This window comes from Bacillus sp. S2(2024) (assembly GCF_050474045.1).
Taxonomy (GTDB): Bacteria; Bacillota; Bacilli; order Bacillales; family Bacillaceae_G; genus Bacillus_A; species Bacillus_A yunxiaonensis.
The window spans coordinates 1,450,933-1,468,316 of the sequence record NZ_JBFLUS010000003.1; the positions used below are offsets into that span (position 1 = coordinate 1,450,933).

Sequence of the window (17,384 nt, forward strand, 5' to 3'; positions counted from 1 at the left end):
GTGTAGTTGACGAAATACACCCTTTTTCTTTAGGTACAAGCACAAAAAGTGCGTTTTACATGATTGTAAAACGCACTACTGTTACTATTGCATAACAGATTGTTTTAGTGCATCCAAATTCTTTTTCATATAGCTAATATAGTCAATTCCCTTATCTTGTTCTTCTTTCGTAATTCCTTCAATTGGACTTAATACAACTGTTTTTGCTCCTGTTTCATCCGCAAGGGTTTTTGCTATTTTTGGAGAAGCTACTTCCTCAAAATAAATGATCTTAATATTGTTGTCCTTCACATACTTTTGAAGTTCCGCTAATTTGGCTGGACTTGGTTCTTGATCAGGAGCAAGACCAGCAATTGGTATTTGAGTAAGGCCATATTCTTTTGCTAAGTACCCAAATGCTGCATGTTGCGTCACGAATTCTTTACGTTTTGCATTACCGAGAGTTGTTCTAAACTCGTTATCTAAATCTTTTAGTTTTGCAGTAAATTGATCTGCATTTTTTTCATAGTCTTGTTTATGAGTTGGATCTGCTTCTATAACTGCTTGCTTAATATTTTCTACTTCTTTTTGGGCTAACACTGGATCTAACCATACATGAGGATCCATCGGATGTTCTTGTGCCTTATCAGCATGCTTATCTTCTTCCTCAGCGGTTCCTTCCATAAGTGAAATATCCTTACTTGCATCCACCACTTTTATTTTTTTATTATCAAGGCTTTTTAATACTTTAGGTACCCATGTTTCCATGGAGTCACTGTTGTATACAAACACATCGGCACTTTCAATTTTAGCAATATCTTTTGGAGAGGGTTCGAAATCGTGTGGTTCTGTCCCAGCAGGAATTAACACATCTACTTTTCCATTCGATCCAACCACATTTTTTGTAAAGTCGTACATAGGATAAAAGGTTGTTACGACCTTAAGAGACTTGTCTTGTTTTGTAGTACCCTTTGCCTCATCTTGTTTAGAGCAGCCCGCAATAGCAGTCGAAAGGGCCAAAGCGGTTATTAATGCACCATATTTCCATTTTTTCATGATGTACTCATTCTCCTTTTGAAATTTAATATAAATAATAATTATTACGATTTATAAAAAGGGGAATACCACCTTTTATTCTTCAATTATCCATACTCATATGATTCTTTCCAATCAAAGGGTAGGGGAGCCACTTTTTTCATTTTATATCAATCTCAAAATTCACTTATTGTAAAGAAAATTGAGACGTATAGGTGTTTTGAACGTGAGTAATATCTACATCTCGTCCAATTAAAACAATGCAAGGTTCCATAGTTTGCTCTTGAGGAAATTTACTAATGTACAATTGGTTGGAACTATATTGAAATGGATAAACACCTTCTCTTTCTTTTAATGCTATATATCCTTTGCCTCTCACTATACCTGCTGGTAAAGAAGTAAACCATTTTTTAAATTGCCCCCTAGATATTGGAGGTACATCCTGGATTGTAATAGTTTTAATTCCATTGTGATGTTCATGATGATGTGTATGATCATGGTCACAGGAGTGATGGTCTTGCTCAGGATGAGTGTGACTACATGTAGAATGATGAGATGAATATACAATAGTATTTGCTCGCTTTTGTAATAATTCTTCAACATCTACACTTCCATAAGAAGCTTCCATCACCTGTGTGTTTGCATCTATAACCTTCGCAAGTTTCATTTGAACTTTCTGTAATTGCTTTTGATTTACTAAGTCTACTTTATTTAGCACGACCACAGTGGCACTTGTAATTTGATTCTTAAGTAAATTACGAACAGATTTATATGCAAAAATACTCTGCTCATCTAAATAACTACTTGCATTAACAACACTGATAATAGATTGAATGTCAAATGAATGAACAAGAGGTGGACTAGCTATCGCTTCTACAATTTCTAATGGATTCGCAACACCTGTTCCTTCAATAAATAGAACATCAATAGGATCTGTAACATGTGAATCTAAAAGGGAAGTTAAAGTTGTTCTTAAATCTTCTTGGATTGTACAACAAATACATCCATTTAACAGTTCAAACACATGATTATCTTCAAATAAGTGTGCCTCAACGTTAACTTTCCCTAGCTCGTTCAGTACAATGCCAGGTTTCATATTCTTGGCTTTACAGTACTCTAGAATATGAGTTAATAGCGTTGTTTTTCCGCTTCCCAAAAAACCTGAGATGATATAAACGGGTATATTTTTCATATTTCTCCTCCTCATATTGGAATTAAAACGTAATGATTACGATTTAAAGTATAACAAATATATAGTCATAAATACATACTATATACTGACAATATTTTATGAAAACATGGTACTACTTGTAAGAAAGAATTCTCGTATTATAGGGAATAGCTTATCTAGTAAGAAAAGTGAGTGTCTTTGAAATATATAAGTGCTCATAAAGTGGTTTCTTAGGTATAGGAATAAGAAATCCCTTCAGCTCTCATGTCTGAAGGGATTTTTTCTATTCCAAATTGTTAATTTGATAGCGATGTGGTGTGACCACAACATCAAAAGGAACTTATCTACAAACGGTTCGAGTTATATTTTTACTCCTCGAATGCGAAAGAAACGAATGGCCCTGTATTTCTAATAAATATTTTGCACTAGAGCCTTATTTTCAATCTTGATAACATTGCTTAACTTAAAACTTTTGATACACATATTGTGTTTTCGGAGGAGTAATTTTTTTTATTGCACTAATTTTTATAAGGGGTGATGAAGTATCCTTCTCGGTTGTTTGATCTAAAACACCTGTGGCCGTAACCCATTCTCCATTCTTTAGAGAGGATACTTCTTTACCTGTTGCTAACATCCCCCATACTGTGGCATCTGCCACACAGCAGGTAATTTCATATCTTGCAATAAAAACTTCATTTTTACTATAATCTTTTCCTTTGAAAATAAATCCAGTAAGCGTAATGTTCTTTCCTTTAAATCCTGCGACATTACCCAAAATTAGTTGCATTGCGGGCAGATAATTATCATCATCTATCTGAATTGTATTCATACTCATCAACTTTTTTTGTAATGTATCATAATACTCTCCTGGAGATTGCTCTCCTCCGTCCGTGGACGATTGAGTTGTAGTGGAACCACTTGAATCCTGCCCTGATTGATCTCCTGTATTTTGTCCTGATTGTCCACTTGAACTTTGTCCTGATTGATCTCCTGTATTTTGTTCTGGTTGTTCATTTGAATCCTGTTTTGGTTGTCCCTGTGCTAAATTCACTCCGCGTTTCGCAGCAATGCTTGCATCAATTGTATGATCTGAAAACAGGAACGCTGTAATAATTGGAGTAAGAAAGAGAGAATAGAACAACAGGGATCCTTTTTTAGTACGAGGAAGAGAATGATCATGATCACAGCATCCACGCCCAGATTTCTCTTTTTCACCACTTCTCCAGATTTGGACAATACCTAACAATGTCACAACAGAGAATGTAAAATAAATAAATTTCACCATTTTAGGAGCAATAAAGTTCTCAATTTGTCCCGTTATAAGTAACTTAAGCAGCAGCATTCCAAAACCAATTAAAATAATTCCACGAACGTACATATGAAACGATTGTGTTTCTCTGTGGCCCATACTTTTCTCTCCTCTCTCACCGTATTCCTATGAAAAGAATAGGAACAGATAAAACGGCAATATATACAACTGCTGCAACAATACATATAAATTCTATAACAAACCCTTTTTTAAAATAAGCAAATAACATAAGGGTGTTTTTGAAATCAATCATTGGTCCAAACACTAAAAATGCCAGCAAAGAAGAGGCAGAAAATGTATGACTTAAAGAGGCGGCTATGAAAGCATCAGCTTCTGAACAAACAGAAAGAACGAATCCAAACCCCATCATGACAAGGGGAGACAGATGTATATTTGAAGCAAGTCCCATCAGAAAACTACGATCAAAAAACGTTTGAAAGAGACTAGCGGCAAAAGCGCCTATAAGAAGAAACTTTCCTGTATCAAAAAATTCATCGCTGGCATGATACAATGTTTCTTGCCAACGGCTTCTATGAACATGATGAGTTCCATGATGATGTGTTTCTGGTTTCTTGCTTTCGCGTAATACATCGCTGTTTCCGTATAGAAAATAAACGATAAGTCCAATAATTACGGATACAAAACCTGCAAGTCCCAAGCGATAATAAGCCATGTTGGGAAATGTTGAGAATGCATAGTACGTTGAGGCAAATACAATAGGATTAATAATAGGTGTACTTACTAAAACGACCATTCCAACATGAAGAGGCATTCCCTTCTTAATAAGCCTTCTTACAATAGGTACAATGGCGCACTCGCAAACGGGAAAAATAAGTCCTATGAATGCTGCAGGAATAATGGCAAGAAGATAATTCTTAGGAAGCACTTTTTTTAATGTATCCTCTGAAATAAATGTTTGGATAAAAGCTGAAATAAACACACCGATTAACACAAACGGAATGGCTTCAAAAAAAATACTTAAAAAAATCGTATTTACATTTAACCAACTTGTCGGAATGACGCTTTTTAAATAAGCAAGATTTGTATAATCAATAAAGAAAAAAAGAAATATAAAAAGTGTTATCAATAAAATTCCAATTACCATCTTATAATTTTTTGATAAAGGCAATGTAATTCCTCCTTGTTGTACTATCCAGCTGTAAACTAAAACACGTTTGATACTCTTAGCTTTAAAAGGGAAGTTAATGTTGTTCTTACATCTTCTTGGATTGTATAACCAATACACCCATTTAACAGGTAGAAAACGTAATCATTTCGATTTGGATTATAACAAGTATATAGTCATAGGTACATACTATATACTGACGCTGCATTGTGAAAATATTGTACGAATTGTAAGAAAGAATGCTCGTATTATAGAAAACAGCCTATTTGATGAGACAAGTAGAGTTAACTGACTAATGGATAAATATTTTTTGTGTCAGTTTTTATAGTTTATTAGACACATTGAATTTTAATAATGAGATGTATAGAATATACAGTTTATCCCGTATTAACGGGCAGTAAGCCCCCCACCTCAAGATTGAGAGAAAAGCGGAGAAAATAGGTGGGAGATAACTGCTGGCATGCGCCCGATTGGTTCAAATAACCATCAGTGGGGGATGAAAAAACCCCACTGATGGAAGTTTCACTTTATATTTGCGTAAAATATTTTTTCATGTTTTGAAAGGTGACAGTGAGGTTGAGGTATGCAAAGGATACGTCGAGCGGGGCGTAAACGATAATTCATGGGCTCAAGAGGTTTAGATAAAAAAGAACAGAGGGGTAAATTACACGTCTGTTTGTTATTGGATGGATAAGGAATAAGTTGCTTTTCTTACTTTCAATAATGAGAGGTTATGTAAACCTCAAATGTATAGACTATATAAAAGGAAATTTATTATTTGAATGAGAATGTAATAACTTATAAAAAGGAATTAAAAGTTGTTATAAAACTTAAAAAAAAGAAAGGTAGAAAATCTTCTGGTTAAACAGGCGGTTTTTTATTATGTTAGTTGGTTTTTTGTTTCATTCTAATAAAGAAGATTGAGAATAAAAAAAGTCCCTTCAACATAAGGGACTTTTTTTATTTCTGTAGTGTAGATTAATGGGAATAATACAAATACTCTATATTTAGAATACTTTTATCCTGAAAATGTAGTAAAGAGTAGATAGGCATTTAAAATAGCGATAATAATGGCAATGAACCAAGCGATCACTTTAGTCCAAAGTGAGTTTGTAAATTCACCCATTTTCTTTTTGTCACTCGTAAACATAACAAGTGGAATAACTGCAAATGAAAGTTGAAGAGATAGGATAACCTGACTTAATACTAAAAGATCTGTTGTTCCTTTTTCTCCATATATTAGTGTCACAATTACCGCAGGGATAATTGCAATTAAACGCGTAATTAAGCGGCGAATCCATGGTCGTAAACGAATATTTAAAAAACCTTCCATTACAATTTGCCCAGCTAACGTTCCTGTTAACGTAGAATTTTGTCCTGAGGCTAATAAAGCAACCGCAAATAATACGCTCGCAATCCCACTTCCAAGAATCGGATTTAACAATTGATAAGCATCTTGGATTTCTGCTACTTCGGTATGTCCTGTTTTATGAAAAGCAGACGCTGCTAATATTAAAATTGATGCATTAACAAATAAAGCCAACATTAATGCGATCGTAGAGTCAATCACTGAAAACTTAATCGCTTCTCGTTTTCCTTTAGGCGTTTCTTCATAATTTCTCGTTTGTACGATAGAAGAATGTAAATACAAATTATGTGGCATAACCGTAGCCCCTAAAATTCCAAGTGCAATAAACAGCATTTGTGGATTTTGAATAATCTCTTTACTTGGAACGAAGCCTTTTGCAATCTCACTCAATTGTGGTTGCGACATAAAAAGTTCCACACCAAAACAAACTGAAATTGTTACAATTAAACTAATGACAATAACTTCAATATAGCGAAATCCTTTATTTTGCAATAATAGTACAAGTAAGATATCAAATGAAGTAATGCATACACCCCATACAAGAGGAATGTGAAATAAAAGATTTAATGCGATAGCGGAACCTATTACTTCTGCTAAATCACAAGCTGCAATAGCTAATTCACATAACATCCATAAAGCGAACGATACAGGCTTACTATAATGATCCCGACATGCTTGCGCTAAGTCTCTTCCTGTTACAATCCCCAACTTTGCAGATAGTGCCTGCAAAATAATAGCCATAAAGTTAGAAATTAAAATAACAGATAATAACGTATAGTTATAAGCAGATCCTCCAGCTATCGATGTAGCCCAGTTTCCAGGATCCATGTACCCTACTGCAACAAGATAACCTGGCCCCATAAATGCAAGGAGCTTTCGAAGGGCATTTCCTTTCTTCGGTATCCTCATACTTTTGTGCACTTCTCGTAAACTAGGATCGCTGTTTTGTTGGCGCCATCCTTCCTGGTGTGATACAGCAACCGCATTTTGCGCTTTGACGGTTTCTAATTCCTCCATAATGCATCCTCTCCTTTTAACTTGTTTGAATTTGTGAAATGAAAGATAATATAGTATTTTTTATATTTAAAAACCTAAAATATGGTTTGATTTTTTCCCTAGAGCCAAAAACATGGTGTTCTACTTCGATATTTTACCTCGACCAACTTTTTTAGTCTAGTATAAAAATTGATTTTATTTACATTTTTTTGATAAAATTTACATTGTTGTATTGAAATCATTGCTATAAGAAATATATATTGATAAAATAATGGAAGAGTTGGTGTTTTTTATTATGTTTGGAAAAGTTACGGAATTTATGATAACGAAACATGTGGAGCGAAAGCTTGGGAAATATGACATTCAGGTAGTTCACTTTATTCCAGGACGTATTCGGCTTCAATCTGCTGAATGGAAAGTAAAAGATATTTTAGTAGAAAAAATTATAAAACAGCTTCAAGTACAACCATTTGTATTTTCTGTTCAGTCAACAAAAGAAACAGGAAGTCTAGTTATCACATATGATGCCTCCTATGTTACGAATATGAAAGAATTAGAGACGTGGTTTAGAATACTAGACGAAGTATACATGACTGAATATGTAGGATAGGGGGAGAGACAGCTTGATACCAACGATTGTGGGGATAGGAGCCTCTTTATTTGCTCCAAAGATTATGTCTCAATTTCGAGACCAAAAGATAAAAGTTATACATGCTATGCCAGGACGATTGCGCATACAGTGTGACAATTGGAAAAATACTATCGTAGCTCAAATTTTAGATAAAAAAGTAGAAAAGCATCCGCTTATTTTAACTTCTAAGGCTTCTCACATTACAGGTAGTCTTACGTTAGAATTTGTTGTTCCTCATATTAGTCAGCAAGACTTAGATGAAATTCTTCAATTTATTGTGCAGACGGCATCGGACGCTCTTCTCTATACAGATGCTTCACTTATGAGAGGGATGAAAAGAACGTTAGAGACGGTAGACGTAGGAATTAAAAGACAGACGAATGGATTTGCTGATTTTGATAGTTTATTTGTACTGTTTTTATTAGGTAAAGGAATACATGGATTCAGCAGTGCTCCTACATTTTCTGCAAGCCTATTTTACTGGGCGTATTCTATTATAAAGGGGAAAGGAAGTGAAGGGCCGCATGTTTGATTCAATTCATGTGGTGCATTCCTTACCTGGAAGAACACGATTGCAGGTGAAAAGTTCTGATCATCCCGCTATGATAGAAAGCTTAGTTCGTTCCCTTCCGCAAGTATTTTCAGCAACGTATACTCGTGAAACAGGGAGTTTGCTTATTTACCATGATGTAAATTTATCTCTGTACAACTTGAAAATATGGCTAACTCGTTTTCTTTTACCTGAAAAGAAGATACATAATGGTACATTTTCATGGAAGCAGTTGGCACCTGTTGCAGCTTGTGCGGGGGTCTTTTTAGCAAATTGGTATATTCAAGGTAGTCAGCTTGGGCTTGTGTGGAAAACAGCTTCGTATTGGGTAGCAATGGCAACTTCCGTTTTTGCTTCTTCTGAAGTGATAAAAGATGGGATAAGTAATATTTTTACAGAAAAAAAAGCAAATGCCAATACGTTAACGGCAGCATCTATTTTTGCTTCTTTATATTTAAAAAACCCAGGTTCAGCGCTTGTGATTACACTGATGTCTACCATTAGTGAATTATTAACAGAATATACGTCGGAAAAAACGAAACAGTATATTCATTCTGTTTTAGAAATTGATACGACATATGCATGGCGATTGAATGAGCAGGGAGTGGAAGAAAAGGTTCCTTTGGAAAAAATCCAAGTTGATGACACTGTTGTGATTTTCACAGGAGAAAAAATTCCTATAGACGGTATTGTTTTAGAAGGTAACGGGTTGGTAGATGAAGCATCTATTACTGGAGAATATATGCCAAAAGAGGTTGGGAAGAATGCGCAAGTTTATGCGGGGAGTATTTTGCAAAACGGACAACTAACGGTTCTTGTGGAAAAAGTCGGAGATGATACAGCCATTTCGCGAATTGTGAAGCTATTAGAGGAAGCGCAGGAAAAGCAAGCTCCAATTCAAAATTTAGCAGATACATTAGCGGAAAAAATGGTTCCTGTCTCATTCGCACTCGCTTTCTTTACTTTTGTTTTAACACGAAATATGAATCGTACGATGAATATGCTTGTTATTGATTTTGTTTGTGGTATTAAATTATCAACTGCTACGGCTTTGTATGCTGCGCTTGGGAAAGCGGCAAAACAAGGTGCCATTATTAAAGGTAGTAATCATATTGAAGAAATGGCTAAGTTAGATACAGTTATTCTTGATAAAACGGGTACGATTACAGAAGGAACGCCAATTGTACAACGTGTCATTCCTTGTGAGGGGTATCGAAGAGAAGAGATCATTAAATGGGCAGCTGTTGCCGAAAAAAACTCATCTCATCCAATTGCAGATGCAATTGTAAGACAAGCAGATGAATGGGGAATAGAGATTCCGAAACGAGATGAAAATGTGCAAGTCGAAACAATTGTTGGGAAAGGGATTTGTACGTTCTTTGATGGAAAGCGCATTGCAGTGGGTAGCCTACGCTTTATGAACGAATTAGAGGTAAACATGACCTGTTTCATCCAAGAATTAGACAAGGATGAAAATGTTATTTATGTTGCATACGACGAGGCGTTAGTAGGAGTTATTAGCATTTTTGATAAAATTCGTTCTGGCATGTACCGTGCAATTCAAGATTTACGCAACGAAGGAGTTCAAGATGTTGTGATGCTAACTGGTGACAAAAAGGCAGTGGCACAAGAAATGGCAGAGCGTCTTCGTCTTGACTGGTATCATGCGGAAGCGTTGCCTGAAGAGAAGGCAACATATGTGAAACAATACGGACGTACAAATAGAGTAATGATGGTAGGAGACGGAATCAATGACGCCCCTGCATTGGCTCACGCAAATGTAGGAGTAACGATGGGCGCAAAGCGAACGGATATCGCATCAGAGGCAAGTGACATTATTATTACATCTGACCATCCAGAAATGTTACCCAAATTAGTTGGACTATCCAAAAAAACAATACAGATTATTAAGCAGAATTTTATTGCAACTTTTGTGATTAATGGGGCAGCCATTTTATTCGGTGCATTTGGGATCTTTTCACCAGTTATAGGAGCAGCTATTCATAATGCAGCAACCATTGGTGTTGTATTTAACAGTGCAAGAATTTTATGGGAAGGAGACGGGAGGTATGGGACCAAAGTTTTACATCCTGCATGATATACCAGGACGCCTTAGGTTACAAATTACAGCATTGCGAGATAACACGAAATATGATGAAATTCAAATGATGTTTTCATCGCTAAAGGGGATTCAATTTGTACGTATTCAGCCATTAATTCAGACTATGTTGATTCAATACGATGTAACAGAAGTTTCACGTAATCATGTGTTAAAGTATGTATCACTGTTTTTTCACCAAACTCGTTTAGATCCACTAGATGATATTATGATTCACGTTACACCAAGTGTACGTAGCGATGTATTTCGTTCATTGGTAGCTGGTGCACTACTTTTATTCGCGTATATTCGTAAACCATCTATGAAAAGTCCAGATGCGCTCGTCTATGGTGCTGTAATTGCAACAGGATACGCTGTATTATCACATGGAAACAACAATAAATTACGCCACCCTGATATTTTAACAGGTGTACTTAGTATTTTATCATTTGGACCGTCTAATATGCTTCAAGTGGCAATGGTAACATGGGCAGTCAATGTATTAGAATTATTACATGAAATGCGTGTTAGTAATCAGATGAGATATACAATTTAAGTTGTATTTTCATATAACATTATATGAATTTATATAAAATAAAATAATATGAAATGGGGAAAAAGAATATGGCATTAAACAGAGATTTCTTAATGGGTTTTGTATCTGGAGCAGTTGTAGGAGCGGTAGGATACCGTTTATATGAACAAAATGGTGGGCAATTACAACGTCTTGTACAACCAAACGGAGTATTTGGTGGAGGAGCACCTCAAGGAGCTGGATCTTACCAACCATCTGTAGAAGAATTAGTAGCGCAAAAAGAACGTTTGGAAGATATGATTGCTGAATTACAAGTGCGATAAGAAAAAGTAGGGGCAGCTAATTAGCTGTTCCTTTTTTTATTTTTGGCTTTGTAAAAGACTTGTGTTAATTTTATGGAATCTTCTAAGAAGGTAAGAAATACATGGGATGAAGTGTAAGTTGATTTAGGGGTCCTGTCACATACCCATTAACTAAGATTTTGAAGTGCACCTAAAACGAATTTTTTTCTCGCTACATTTATTTATGATAATTAAGTTCACTTTTTTCGTTTTAGGGTATTTTTATTTGTTAGCTTGATGACGATGGGTCTGTACACCTAATTATGAATGGTTATCCTTAATTTATTTTTGTTTCTTGCTGAAAAAACAAATTCCAATTACTATCTTTTTTTCTCCAAATAGAGCTATGTATAGTTTTTATTCCTTTTGTTTCATTAAATATTTTATGGATGGTTAACACATATTTTGATGACAATACATGTATATCAAAACTTAAAATTAGTAAGTTGTCTGGTAATAATGAATGATCATCTTTATAGTTTTTTCTAATCTTTATATTTTTTGAGTTATCAAACTTAAAATAATCATCTGCCAGTATTTTTAATAATTCTTCTGCGGAAATTCGCATATTTGTTTTAAGATTACTATTATTTTTCATATAAAACATCTCCTAAAGGGTAAGAAAATGTGTTTTTTAATCTAGTTCTTTTCTGTATTATCAATAAATGGTGTTATGTTTAATTTTTAAACTGGGGAGTAGCCCCCAAGATAGTAATGGGGGCTACAGAGGAAGAATATGGCATTAATTTGGAATTATCCGAAATTTGCCTTAGGTAAAAAAAATTTACCTAACACAAAAATACATTTATTTTCCTTTTAAGTCAATACAAATAAATATTTATCAAGATTAAACAAAATGTATGCTTAAATCTTAATAACCGGAATAAAGATGATTATAAAAATGCTAAATTGAAATTATAGAGAGATAGGGGGGAGAATTTAGTGTTTTGAGATGGAAAGGAATGTGTCTGCTGCAATGGTTCCGATAACAGCGCCTAAAATTAGAATCGGAATCATTGCTTGTCCAGCAGCGGTAGCAAGAGCGGAAACTCCCGCCTCAAAACAAAGAATTTGTCCATCTATAATGTGAGGTCCCACCGACGGGGTTGTAATAAATGGAGGCCTAATTCACATTTATTCATAAAGTTATATTATGTATTTTTATAATTAATGTGTCTATTGAAGATAATTTGGTTCACTACTACATAAATTCCTATATTTCATACTTATCCTTTCTCACATTTAACATCACTCAGAATAATATGTATCTAGAGGGTGTGACAATATTGGAAAAAAACATTGAAATTACAAAAAATCTACAAGTCATAAGGTCTATCCAACGCGATCTCAATATTGTGACAGTCGCACTATTGTTAACTGGACAAATCACCATTATAGGAGTTTTTGTGACATCAGGAGGGTTTCGCGTTGCATTAGGAGGACCATTAACAGGGGGAAGTCGAATTGAAGGTAAATTTGAAAAACAAACTACGAATGTGATTATTGATGTAATAGACGTTATCCTCGCAGTTTTATTACTCAATGATGAAATTGGTGTTGAGGGTAGCTTCATTGCATCTGGCAGATTTAGCATTACTGTTGGTGGACCCATTTTTGGTGTTCCTAAACTCGAACCTACTCTTCCTTACTTGAAAAGAGATTATACTTATTTTCAAAAGGTTGTGTCCAAACATTTTGATGTTAATCCTAATTTATTAAAAATACTTACAAAGGAATGATGACATGGCTTTAACCGATATTCCTTCTATTAAGCCATCTAAAAATGGAGTCTTTCTTCTAGCTCTGTCTTTAATTACTTTTATCTTCTTTTTTACCCAACCTAAAGAAGAGATAATACAATAACCCCCAATAGTCTGGGGTTCCGCCCCGTCGTCATCAAGCTAACAAATAAAAATACCCTAAAACGAAAAAAGTGAACTTAATTATCATAAATAAATGTAGCGAGAAAAAATTTCGCTTTGGGTGCACTTCAAAATCTTAAGTTGATGGGTATGGGGGGCATCCACAAACGCAGATTTTGTACGCTAAGTAATTTCCGACATAAAATCAGCCGATTTACTGTGTGTTAAGTACTGTAATCTAATCTTTAACTACGTCTATATGTCTTAACTCCCTTTATCATTAGAAGATAAAACACCTGCTTTGTCTGCAGGTGTTTATTTTGTAAAATGAGGCGTATATTGTGATAATTCATAGATACCTAAGGCTTTTTCGAGTTGTTCCACTTGTTTAAGGATGGTTTGGAATCCATTTTTACCAAACATTGTTTCTTCGATTTTTTCAAACTTCTCTCCTAATGCTTGAAATTCCTCTGGGGTTACGATTTCACGGAATGCAGGAAATAAAACTGTATCCTCACGCGCTTCATGAGGTTCATACATTTGTTTATATAAGGAAAGTAAGTGGGCTATATAGTTCCTACCTTGCATATACTGATCTCCTTGACTAATAGCCTGTAAAATAAGAGCTGTTAGTTTAGTGGCAGCTATATGTTGTTCTTGTAAGGTGCGCACTAAGTCAACGTGGCTTTGCTCCTGAAGGAATCTAGTGAAGATGTAATTTTCCTCCAACTTTTGGTGGTAGTTCTCGATAAAATTCTTTGCAATCGTACCAGTCTGCAGAATAACAGGATAGACAATATGTGGTTGGAGCGGCTTATACCCACGTAATCGTTTTTCCGCATCCTCATAAATTAAGAGAAGTCTTTTCAAAATACCATGTTCCCGCATCAAATCTTCTGTAGGTGTAATTTCGATTTCAGGTTGGGATGGTTCAGGTTGTCTGTTATTTTGGGACATCCTATCTATCCTCCTCTTATACTTTGGTAAATGTTTACATTTTGAATATATGATGCGGAAATACATATATGTGTAGAAGTATAAATGTATCACTCTTAAGTAGAAGAATATTGGAATGGGCTAGTAGGAGAACAATTTGCTAACTTTATAATAAATTAGTAGGATTGTCTCACTTATTAACTTGCATATATTGGGGGTGAGGTGATGTCTCATGGTCAAAAAAGCATCCCCACTCAAACTTGGAAATGAATCATACGGCACAATAAAAGTTCAAGAAGCGTTTCTTCGAGCTTTAGAAGTGTATTTTATAAAGAAGAAAGATAGTAAATCTCCTGGTTGAGCAGGAGATTTTTCTGTTTTTAGGGTTTATTCCTTTTTTTCAACAAATAGCTATTTTTTTAGTTATCATATTTCAAACGAAGAAAGGGTGAAAGAGATGGATTGAGTCATATAAACAGCACAATCTGTTGTGGAAAATTTGACTTAAAGAAAAATTTTCTAAAAAGGAAAGAAAGCATGGTACGTTGGAATGAAAAAATATGTGGAGGTCGCAGCGATGGAACAATTGTTGAAACAAACTCTTAACGAGTTACAGGCGGCGCGGAAAGATATAGCGGAAATAAAGGAAATGCTGGAACTATTGCAAAAGGACTTTATTGAAAGTTTTGCTGCTGGTACAGAAAGAATTATAGAACATGTTAATGACAAGACAGAAGTTTTAAACAGACGAGTTTTTACCGTAGAAACAGACATTCAACGGATAGAGAGACAATAAAGTATGCGGACGGAGCTTTTGTGCTCCGTTTTTTTCTTCGTATAATGTGGACTTTCAGTGTTGTCCTACAAGTGAATCTTCATACATTGTACATATAGGAATTTCTTAATGTTTATTTTTATTTAAAAATGAAGAAGAAGCAAACGTTGTGAAAAGGATTTATGATTGGTATAACAGTGGTTGGGGATTTAAAAAAATTACCAATGAGCTCAATCGATTAGGAATAAAGCCTAAAAATAAAAGTGTTTGGCAAATGACATCTGTGCAAAGAATTGTTCGAAATCCTATTTACAAGGGCACTTTTATTCTTAATCAATATACATCGGTTAAAGTCGGTGGCAAGAAAAAACAAATTCGAAATCCAAAAGAAAAGTGGTTTGTTTTTCCGAATCATCATCCAGCAATTATAGATGGAGAAACTTGGAGTCAAGTAAATGAGAAAAATATAACGGATAATAAAACGAAAATTACAGCCTGGAATGAATTTCGTAATTTAGCAAAATGCGCAGTCTGTGGTTCGAATATGGTTATTGTACAATCCCATCTTCGAAAAAAGAGTGGTGAACGGACAGAATGGAAATATTTAAAGTGTTCACAGTATAGAAGAGCTGGGAAGCATGGTTGTGTAAATCATGTACCCATTCAATATCATGATTTTCGTCAGTTCATTATTGATTTGCTAGTGAAAAAAGGGGCGTCTGTTACTTTAAAACTTCAAAGTAATGTCGAAGAGGGGCAAGAGAAAAAGATAAAAAAATTACAACAGATTATGAATGTGAACGAGCAAAAGAAAAAAGCACTACTGGATCTGTATTTAGAAGGACTCATCAATAAAGAAGAATTTGAAAAAAAACGAAACGATTTTGAAACAGAAATAACGAAAGCGAATCATGAGTTGCTTATCTTACAAAATAGTGATGCTGTGCAAATGGATATTAAAACAATAAAACAAGCTTTTGAACAGTTGCAACACCAAGAGCAAGATTTAATCCATGTATTTCAGACGTTAATTCAAAAAATTAGTATTCATCAAGATGGGACAGTGGATATTACATATACTTTTGAAAGTCCATTATAAGAAGGGAGTGTACACATTAACGGGTTCGGTTTTGAAGTACAAAACAGTAGCTCACAACCGAGTTTGCATATCAATTAGCATAATTTATGAACATCAAATTAGCACTAAAAAAGGCAGTTGATTTCGAATCAAGTGCCTTTTTGTTTCTATATAGAATCGTATTGTTCATTAACTTTTGTCAATAACTTTAATAAACAAAAGTGTCACTATTAAAGATTACACTTAATACTTATACTTTTATTTAAGGACGTACCTTATGGTAAGAATTAATTAGTTTTATTTCTTTTTCAGATTTACCCGATTCAGGACAAAGTGAAAGTAAATTTGCGTTAATTGCATAAATAAATGTATCTGCTGCCTTTATTTCCTTTTTATCGTCAATAATTACTTTTTCATAAGGCAAGAAGACTCTTACAATATGTGTGTGTGTTCTATCGACTGAACCTGGTTTAATTTCCTTTATCCAGATACGGATTTTATCTGGATTTGGACCTTCCCACTCTACTGATTTTTTTGCACTATATTTTTTGCGGTAATATTCTGACACATCATGTGTCATCCATACGTGTAGTGACTGATATATAAACATCTTTGGTGCGTAATCTTTTACCTCTACTTCTTTTCCTGTCTCAATAAATTTAGAAGCATATGCATTTCCAGCAATAAAGAAAAACACTATAACTAACATTAACGTTATTTTCTTCATAGGATTCACCCCATACTTTTTATATGGTTAGGATTGCCTATATGATATTTTCTATTGCATTGCATATTTAACGATTTTTAGTATTCTTAAAAATTTGGCCACTCAATTAGCACACTTTTTAACACTCATTTTTGCATTCCTTTTGGAGCTTGTCTGCTGTCCAGCAGGCGCTTGCTAATTGGTATGTTAATTGTTTTGTTATGTTGCTTGATAAAACGGAGGAACCCCTTATATATCGATACAATTGGCAATGCTAATTCAAATGAGAATTGCACTGCCAATTGTATTGTTTTTTTAGATTTTGTACTCCATAACCGAACCCGTTAGTTAATAATTTAGATTCTTTTTTATTGAGGTAAAAACTACGTATTTCAAAATTTTCACCTCAATAAATTATCATATGTTATTCCACTGAGCTCCTCATTAGTTGAATAAGATTCTTTGAAAGAAGGATATTAGGTTTAGGTGATGCTTATGAAGAAGATCTTAATTTTAATTAGCGTATCAATGTTTATTTTTTCTCTTTTTTCTGCCCCTGTTCAAGCGAATGAAACAGAAACCACCAATGAAATGGTTAAGTACGCCCTAATTGTAAGTCTCGCACCTTCAATTAATAACGCTTTGGCAGAAATTTATAAGGATGCTTCAAAGGGAGTTCCTCAATGGGGAGGATGGGAGACTGAGATTGTAAATATAAAACAATTGACTGGTGTTGGAGGTATTTATGAAGTAACAGTTAGAGTTCATTCTTATTATGAAGCACATACAGGAAATGGAATTGATGAAATTACAATAAGAATTGCTCATGATGGTCAAGAAGTGACCGATTTTAAACATATTCAGGATGTTTAAAGGGATAAGGGGAT

The 17,384-nt window shown here is 34.5% G+C and carries 17 protein-coding genes and 1 pseudogene; 10 read left to right on the forward strand and 8 right to left on the reverse strand.

The window, feature by feature from the left end:
- Positions 1-84 precede the first annotated feature (84 nt).
- From AB1284_RS07270 to AB1284_RS07290, 5 genes are all read right to left on the reverse strand, one after another.
- On the reverse strand, positions 85-1,035 hold the full coding sequence (locus AB1284_RS07270; RefSeq protein WP_429750532.1) for a metal ABC transporter substrate-binding protein: 951 nt from the start codon (positions 1,033-1,035) through the stop codon (positions 85-87).
- 166 nt (positions 1,036-1,201) lie between these two features.
- A complete protein-coding gene (locus tag AB1284_RS07275) occupies positions 1,202-2,206 on the reverse strand; it encodes a CobW family GTP-binding protein (RefSeq protein ID WP_429750531.1) in 1,005 nt (334 codons plus the stop codon).
- Positions 2,207-2,648: 442 nt separating this feature from the next.
- A complete protein-coding gene (locus tag AB1284_RS07280) occupies positions 2,649-3,593 on the reverse strand; it encodes a TIGR03943 family putative permease subunit (RefSeq protein WP_429750530.1) in 945 nt (314 codons plus the stop codon).
- Positions 3,594-3,609: 16 nt separating this feature from the next.
- Positions 3,610-4,599: a permease gene (locus tag AB1284_RS07285; protein WP_429754331.1), complete on the reverse strand. Its 990-nt coding sequence runs from the start codon at positions 4,597-4,599 to the stop codon at positions 3,610-3,612.
- A 1,039-nt stretch (positions 4,600-5,638) separates the two neighbouring features.
- Entirely contained in the window at positions 5,639-7,006 is a 1,368-nt protein-coding gene (locus AB1284_RS07290; protein ID WP_429750528.1) for an Nramp family divalent metal transporter, read from the reverse strand.
- Between the two features lie 274 nt (positions 7,007-7,280).
- Here AB1284_RS07290 and AB1284_RS07295 point away from each other — a divergent pair, with 274 nt between their 5' ends.
- From AB1284_RS07295 to AB1284_RS07315, 5 genes are all read left to right on the forward strand, one after another.
- A complete protein-coding gene (locus tag AB1284_RS07295) occupies positions 7,281-7,595 on the forward strand; it encodes an HMA2 domain-containing protein (protein WP_429750526.1) in 315 nt (104 codons plus the stop codon).
- Between the two features lie 13 nt (positions 7,596-7,608).
- Complete coding sequence (locus tag AB1284_RS07300) at positions 7,609-8,148, forward strand: HMA2 domain-containing protein (protein ID WP_429750524.1); 540 nt, start codon at positions 7,609-7,611, stop codon at positions 8,146-8,148.
- Positions 8,129-10,264, forward strand: a complete 2,136-nt coding sequence (locus tag AB1284_RS07305; protein WP_429750522.1) for a heavy metal translocating P-type ATPase — start codon at positions 8,129-8,131, stop codon at positions 10,262-10,264. Before AB1284_RS07300 ends, AB1284_RS07305 begins: the two co-directional genes overlap by 20 nt.
- The gene (locus AB1284_RS07310) at positions 10,236-10,820 is read left to right on the forward strand and encodes an HMA2 domain-containing protein (RefSeq protein WP_429750520.1); all 585 of its coding nucleotides are present in this window, start codon (positions 10,236-10,238) and stop codon (positions 10,818-10,820) included. Before AB1284_RS07305 ends, AB1284_RS07310 begins: the two co-directional genes overlap by 29 nt.
- A 68-nt stretch (positions 10,821-10,888) precedes the next feature.
- Positions 10,889-11,122 (forward strand): hypothetical protein, encoded by a 234-nt coding sequence (locus AB1284_RS07315; protein ID WP_429750519.1) that lies wholly within the window; start codon positions 10,889-10,891, stop codon positions 11,120-11,122.
- A gap of 295 nt (positions 11,123-11,417) precedes the next feature.
- Here the strand turns inward: AB1284_RS07315 and AB1284_RS07320 are convergent, their stop codons facing one another.
- Positions 11,418-11,738: a DUF4440 domain-containing protein gene (locus AB1284_RS07320; protein ID WP_429750517.1), complete on the reverse strand. Its 321-nt coding sequence runs from the start codon at positions 11,736-11,738 to the stop codon at positions 11,418-11,420.
- A gap of 679 nt (positions 11,739-12,417) precedes the next feature.
- On the opposite strand from AB1284_RS07320, the gene AB1284_RS07325 reads away from it, so the two are divergent.
- Positions 12,418-12,879 (forward strand): hypothetical protein, encoded by a 462-nt coding sequence (locus tag AB1284_RS07325; protein ID WP_429750516.1) that lies wholly within the window; start codon positions 12,418-12,420, stop codon positions 12,877-12,879.
- Between the two features lie 438 nt (positions 12,880-13,317).
- Here AB1284_RS07325 and AB1284_RS07330 read toward each other — a convergent pair whose 3' ends face one another.
- On the reverse strand, positions 13,318-13,959 hold the full coding sequence (locus tag AB1284_RS07330) for a hemerythrin domain-containing protein (protein ID WP_429750514.1): 642 nt from the start codon (positions 13,957-13,959) through the stop codon (positions 13,318-13,320).
- A 211-nt stretch (positions 13,960-14,170) separates the two neighbouring features.
- Between AB1284_RS07330 and AB1284_RS07335 the strand changes: the two genes are divergently transcribed.
- The 3 genes and pseudogenes from AB1284_RS07335 to AB1284_RS07345 form a co-directional block, all read left to right on the forward strand.
- The gene (locus AB1284_RS07335; protein ID WP_429750512.1) at positions 14,171-14,299 is read left to right on the forward strand and encodes a hypothetical protein; all 129 of its coding nucleotides are present in this window, start codon (positions 14,171-14,173) and stop codon (positions 14,297-14,299) included.
- 216 nt (positions 14,300-14,515) lie between these two features.
- Complete coding sequence (locus AB1284_RS07340) at positions 14,516-14,734, forward strand: hypothetical protein (protein ID WP_429750510.1); 219 nt, start codon at positions 14,516-14,518, stop codon at positions 14,732-14,734.
- Between the two features lie 127 nt (positions 14,735-14,861).
- A pseudogene (locus AB1284_RS07345) lies at positions 14,862-15,812 on the forward strand (recombinase family protein); the annotation flags it as partial.
- A gap of 241 nt (positions 15,813-16,053) precedes the next feature.
- Here AB1284_RS07345 and AB1284_RS07350 read toward each other — a convergent pair.
- Entirely contained in the window at positions 16,054-16,518 is a 465-nt protein-coding gene (locus AB1284_RS07350) for a hypothetical protein (protein ID WP_429750508.1), read from the reverse strand.
- Between the two features lie 474 nt (positions 16,519-16,992).
- On the opposite strand from AB1284_RS07350, the gene AB1284_RS07355 reads away from it, so the two are divergent.
- On the forward strand, positions 16,993-17,370 hold the full coding sequence (locus AB1284_RS07355) for a DUF3888 domain-containing protein (protein WP_429750506.1): 378 nt from the start codon (positions 16,993-16,995) through the stop codon (positions 17,368-17,370).
- Positions 17,371-17,384: the final 14 nt, after the last annotated feature.

What these genes read in the sequence shown, in the direction of transcription:
- AB1284_RS07320 (WP_429750517.1), bottom strand. Translation starts at nt 11,738, where the DNA reads ATGAAAAATAATAGTAATCTTAAAACAAATATGCGAATTTCCGCAGAA.
- AB1284_RS07310 (WP_429750520.1), top strand. Translation starts at nt 10,236, where the DNA reads ATGGGACCAAAGTTTTACATCCTGCATGATATACCAGGACGCCTTAGG.
- AB1284_RS07295 (WP_429750526.1), top strand. Translation starts at nt 7,281, where the DNA reads ATGTTTGGAAAAGTTACGGAATTTATGATAACGAAACATGTGGAGCGA.
- AB1284_RS07270 (WP_429750532.1), bottom strand. Translation starts at nt 1,035, where the DNA reads ATGAAAAAATGGAAATATGGTGCATTAATAACCGCTTTGGCCCTTTCG.
- AB1284_RS07290 (WP_429750528.1), bottom strand. Translation starts at nt 7,006, where the DNA reads ATGGAGGAATTAGAAACCGTCAAAGCGCAAAATGCGGTTGCTGTATCA.
- AB1284_RS07330 (WP_429750514.1), bottom strand. Translation starts at nt 13,959, where the DNA reads ATGTCCCAAAATAACAGACAACCTGAACCATCCCAACCTGAAATCGAA.
- AB1284_RS07355 (WP_429750506.1), top strand. Translation starts at nt 16,993, where the DNA reads ATGAAGAAGATCTTAATTTTAATTAGCGTATCAATGTTTATTTTTTCT.
- AB1284_RS07275 (WP_429750531.1), bottom strand. Translation starts at nt 2,206, where the DNA reads ATGAAAAATATACCCGTTTATATCATCTCAGGTTTTTTGGGAAGCGGA.
- AB1284_RS07315 (WP_429750519.1), top strand. Translation starts at nt 10,889, where the DNA reads ATGGCATTAAACAGAGATTTCTTAATGGGTTTTGTATCTGGAGCAGTT.
- AB1284_RS07350 (WP_429750508.1), bottom strand. Translation starts at nt 16,518, where the DNA reads ATGAAGAAAATAACGTTAATGTTAGTTATAGTGTTTTTCTTTATTGCT.
- AB1284_RS07285 (WP_429754331.1), bottom strand. Translation starts at nt 4,599, where the DNA reads ATGGTAATTGGAATTTTATTGATAACACTTTTTATATTTCTTTTTTTC.
- AB1284_RS07340 (WP_429750510.1), top strand. Translation starts at nt 14,516, where the DNA reads ATGGAACAATTGTTGAAACAAACTCTTAACGAGTTACAGGCGGCGCGG.
- AB1284_RS07335 (WP_429750512.1), top strand. Translation starts at nt 14,171, where the DNA reads ATGGTCAAAAAAGCATCCCCACTCAAACTTGGAAATGAATCATACGGC.
- AB1284_RS07280 (WP_429750530.1), bottom strand. Translation starts at nt 3,593, where the DNA reads ATGGGCCACAGAGAAACACAATCGTTTCATATGTACGTTCGTGGAATT.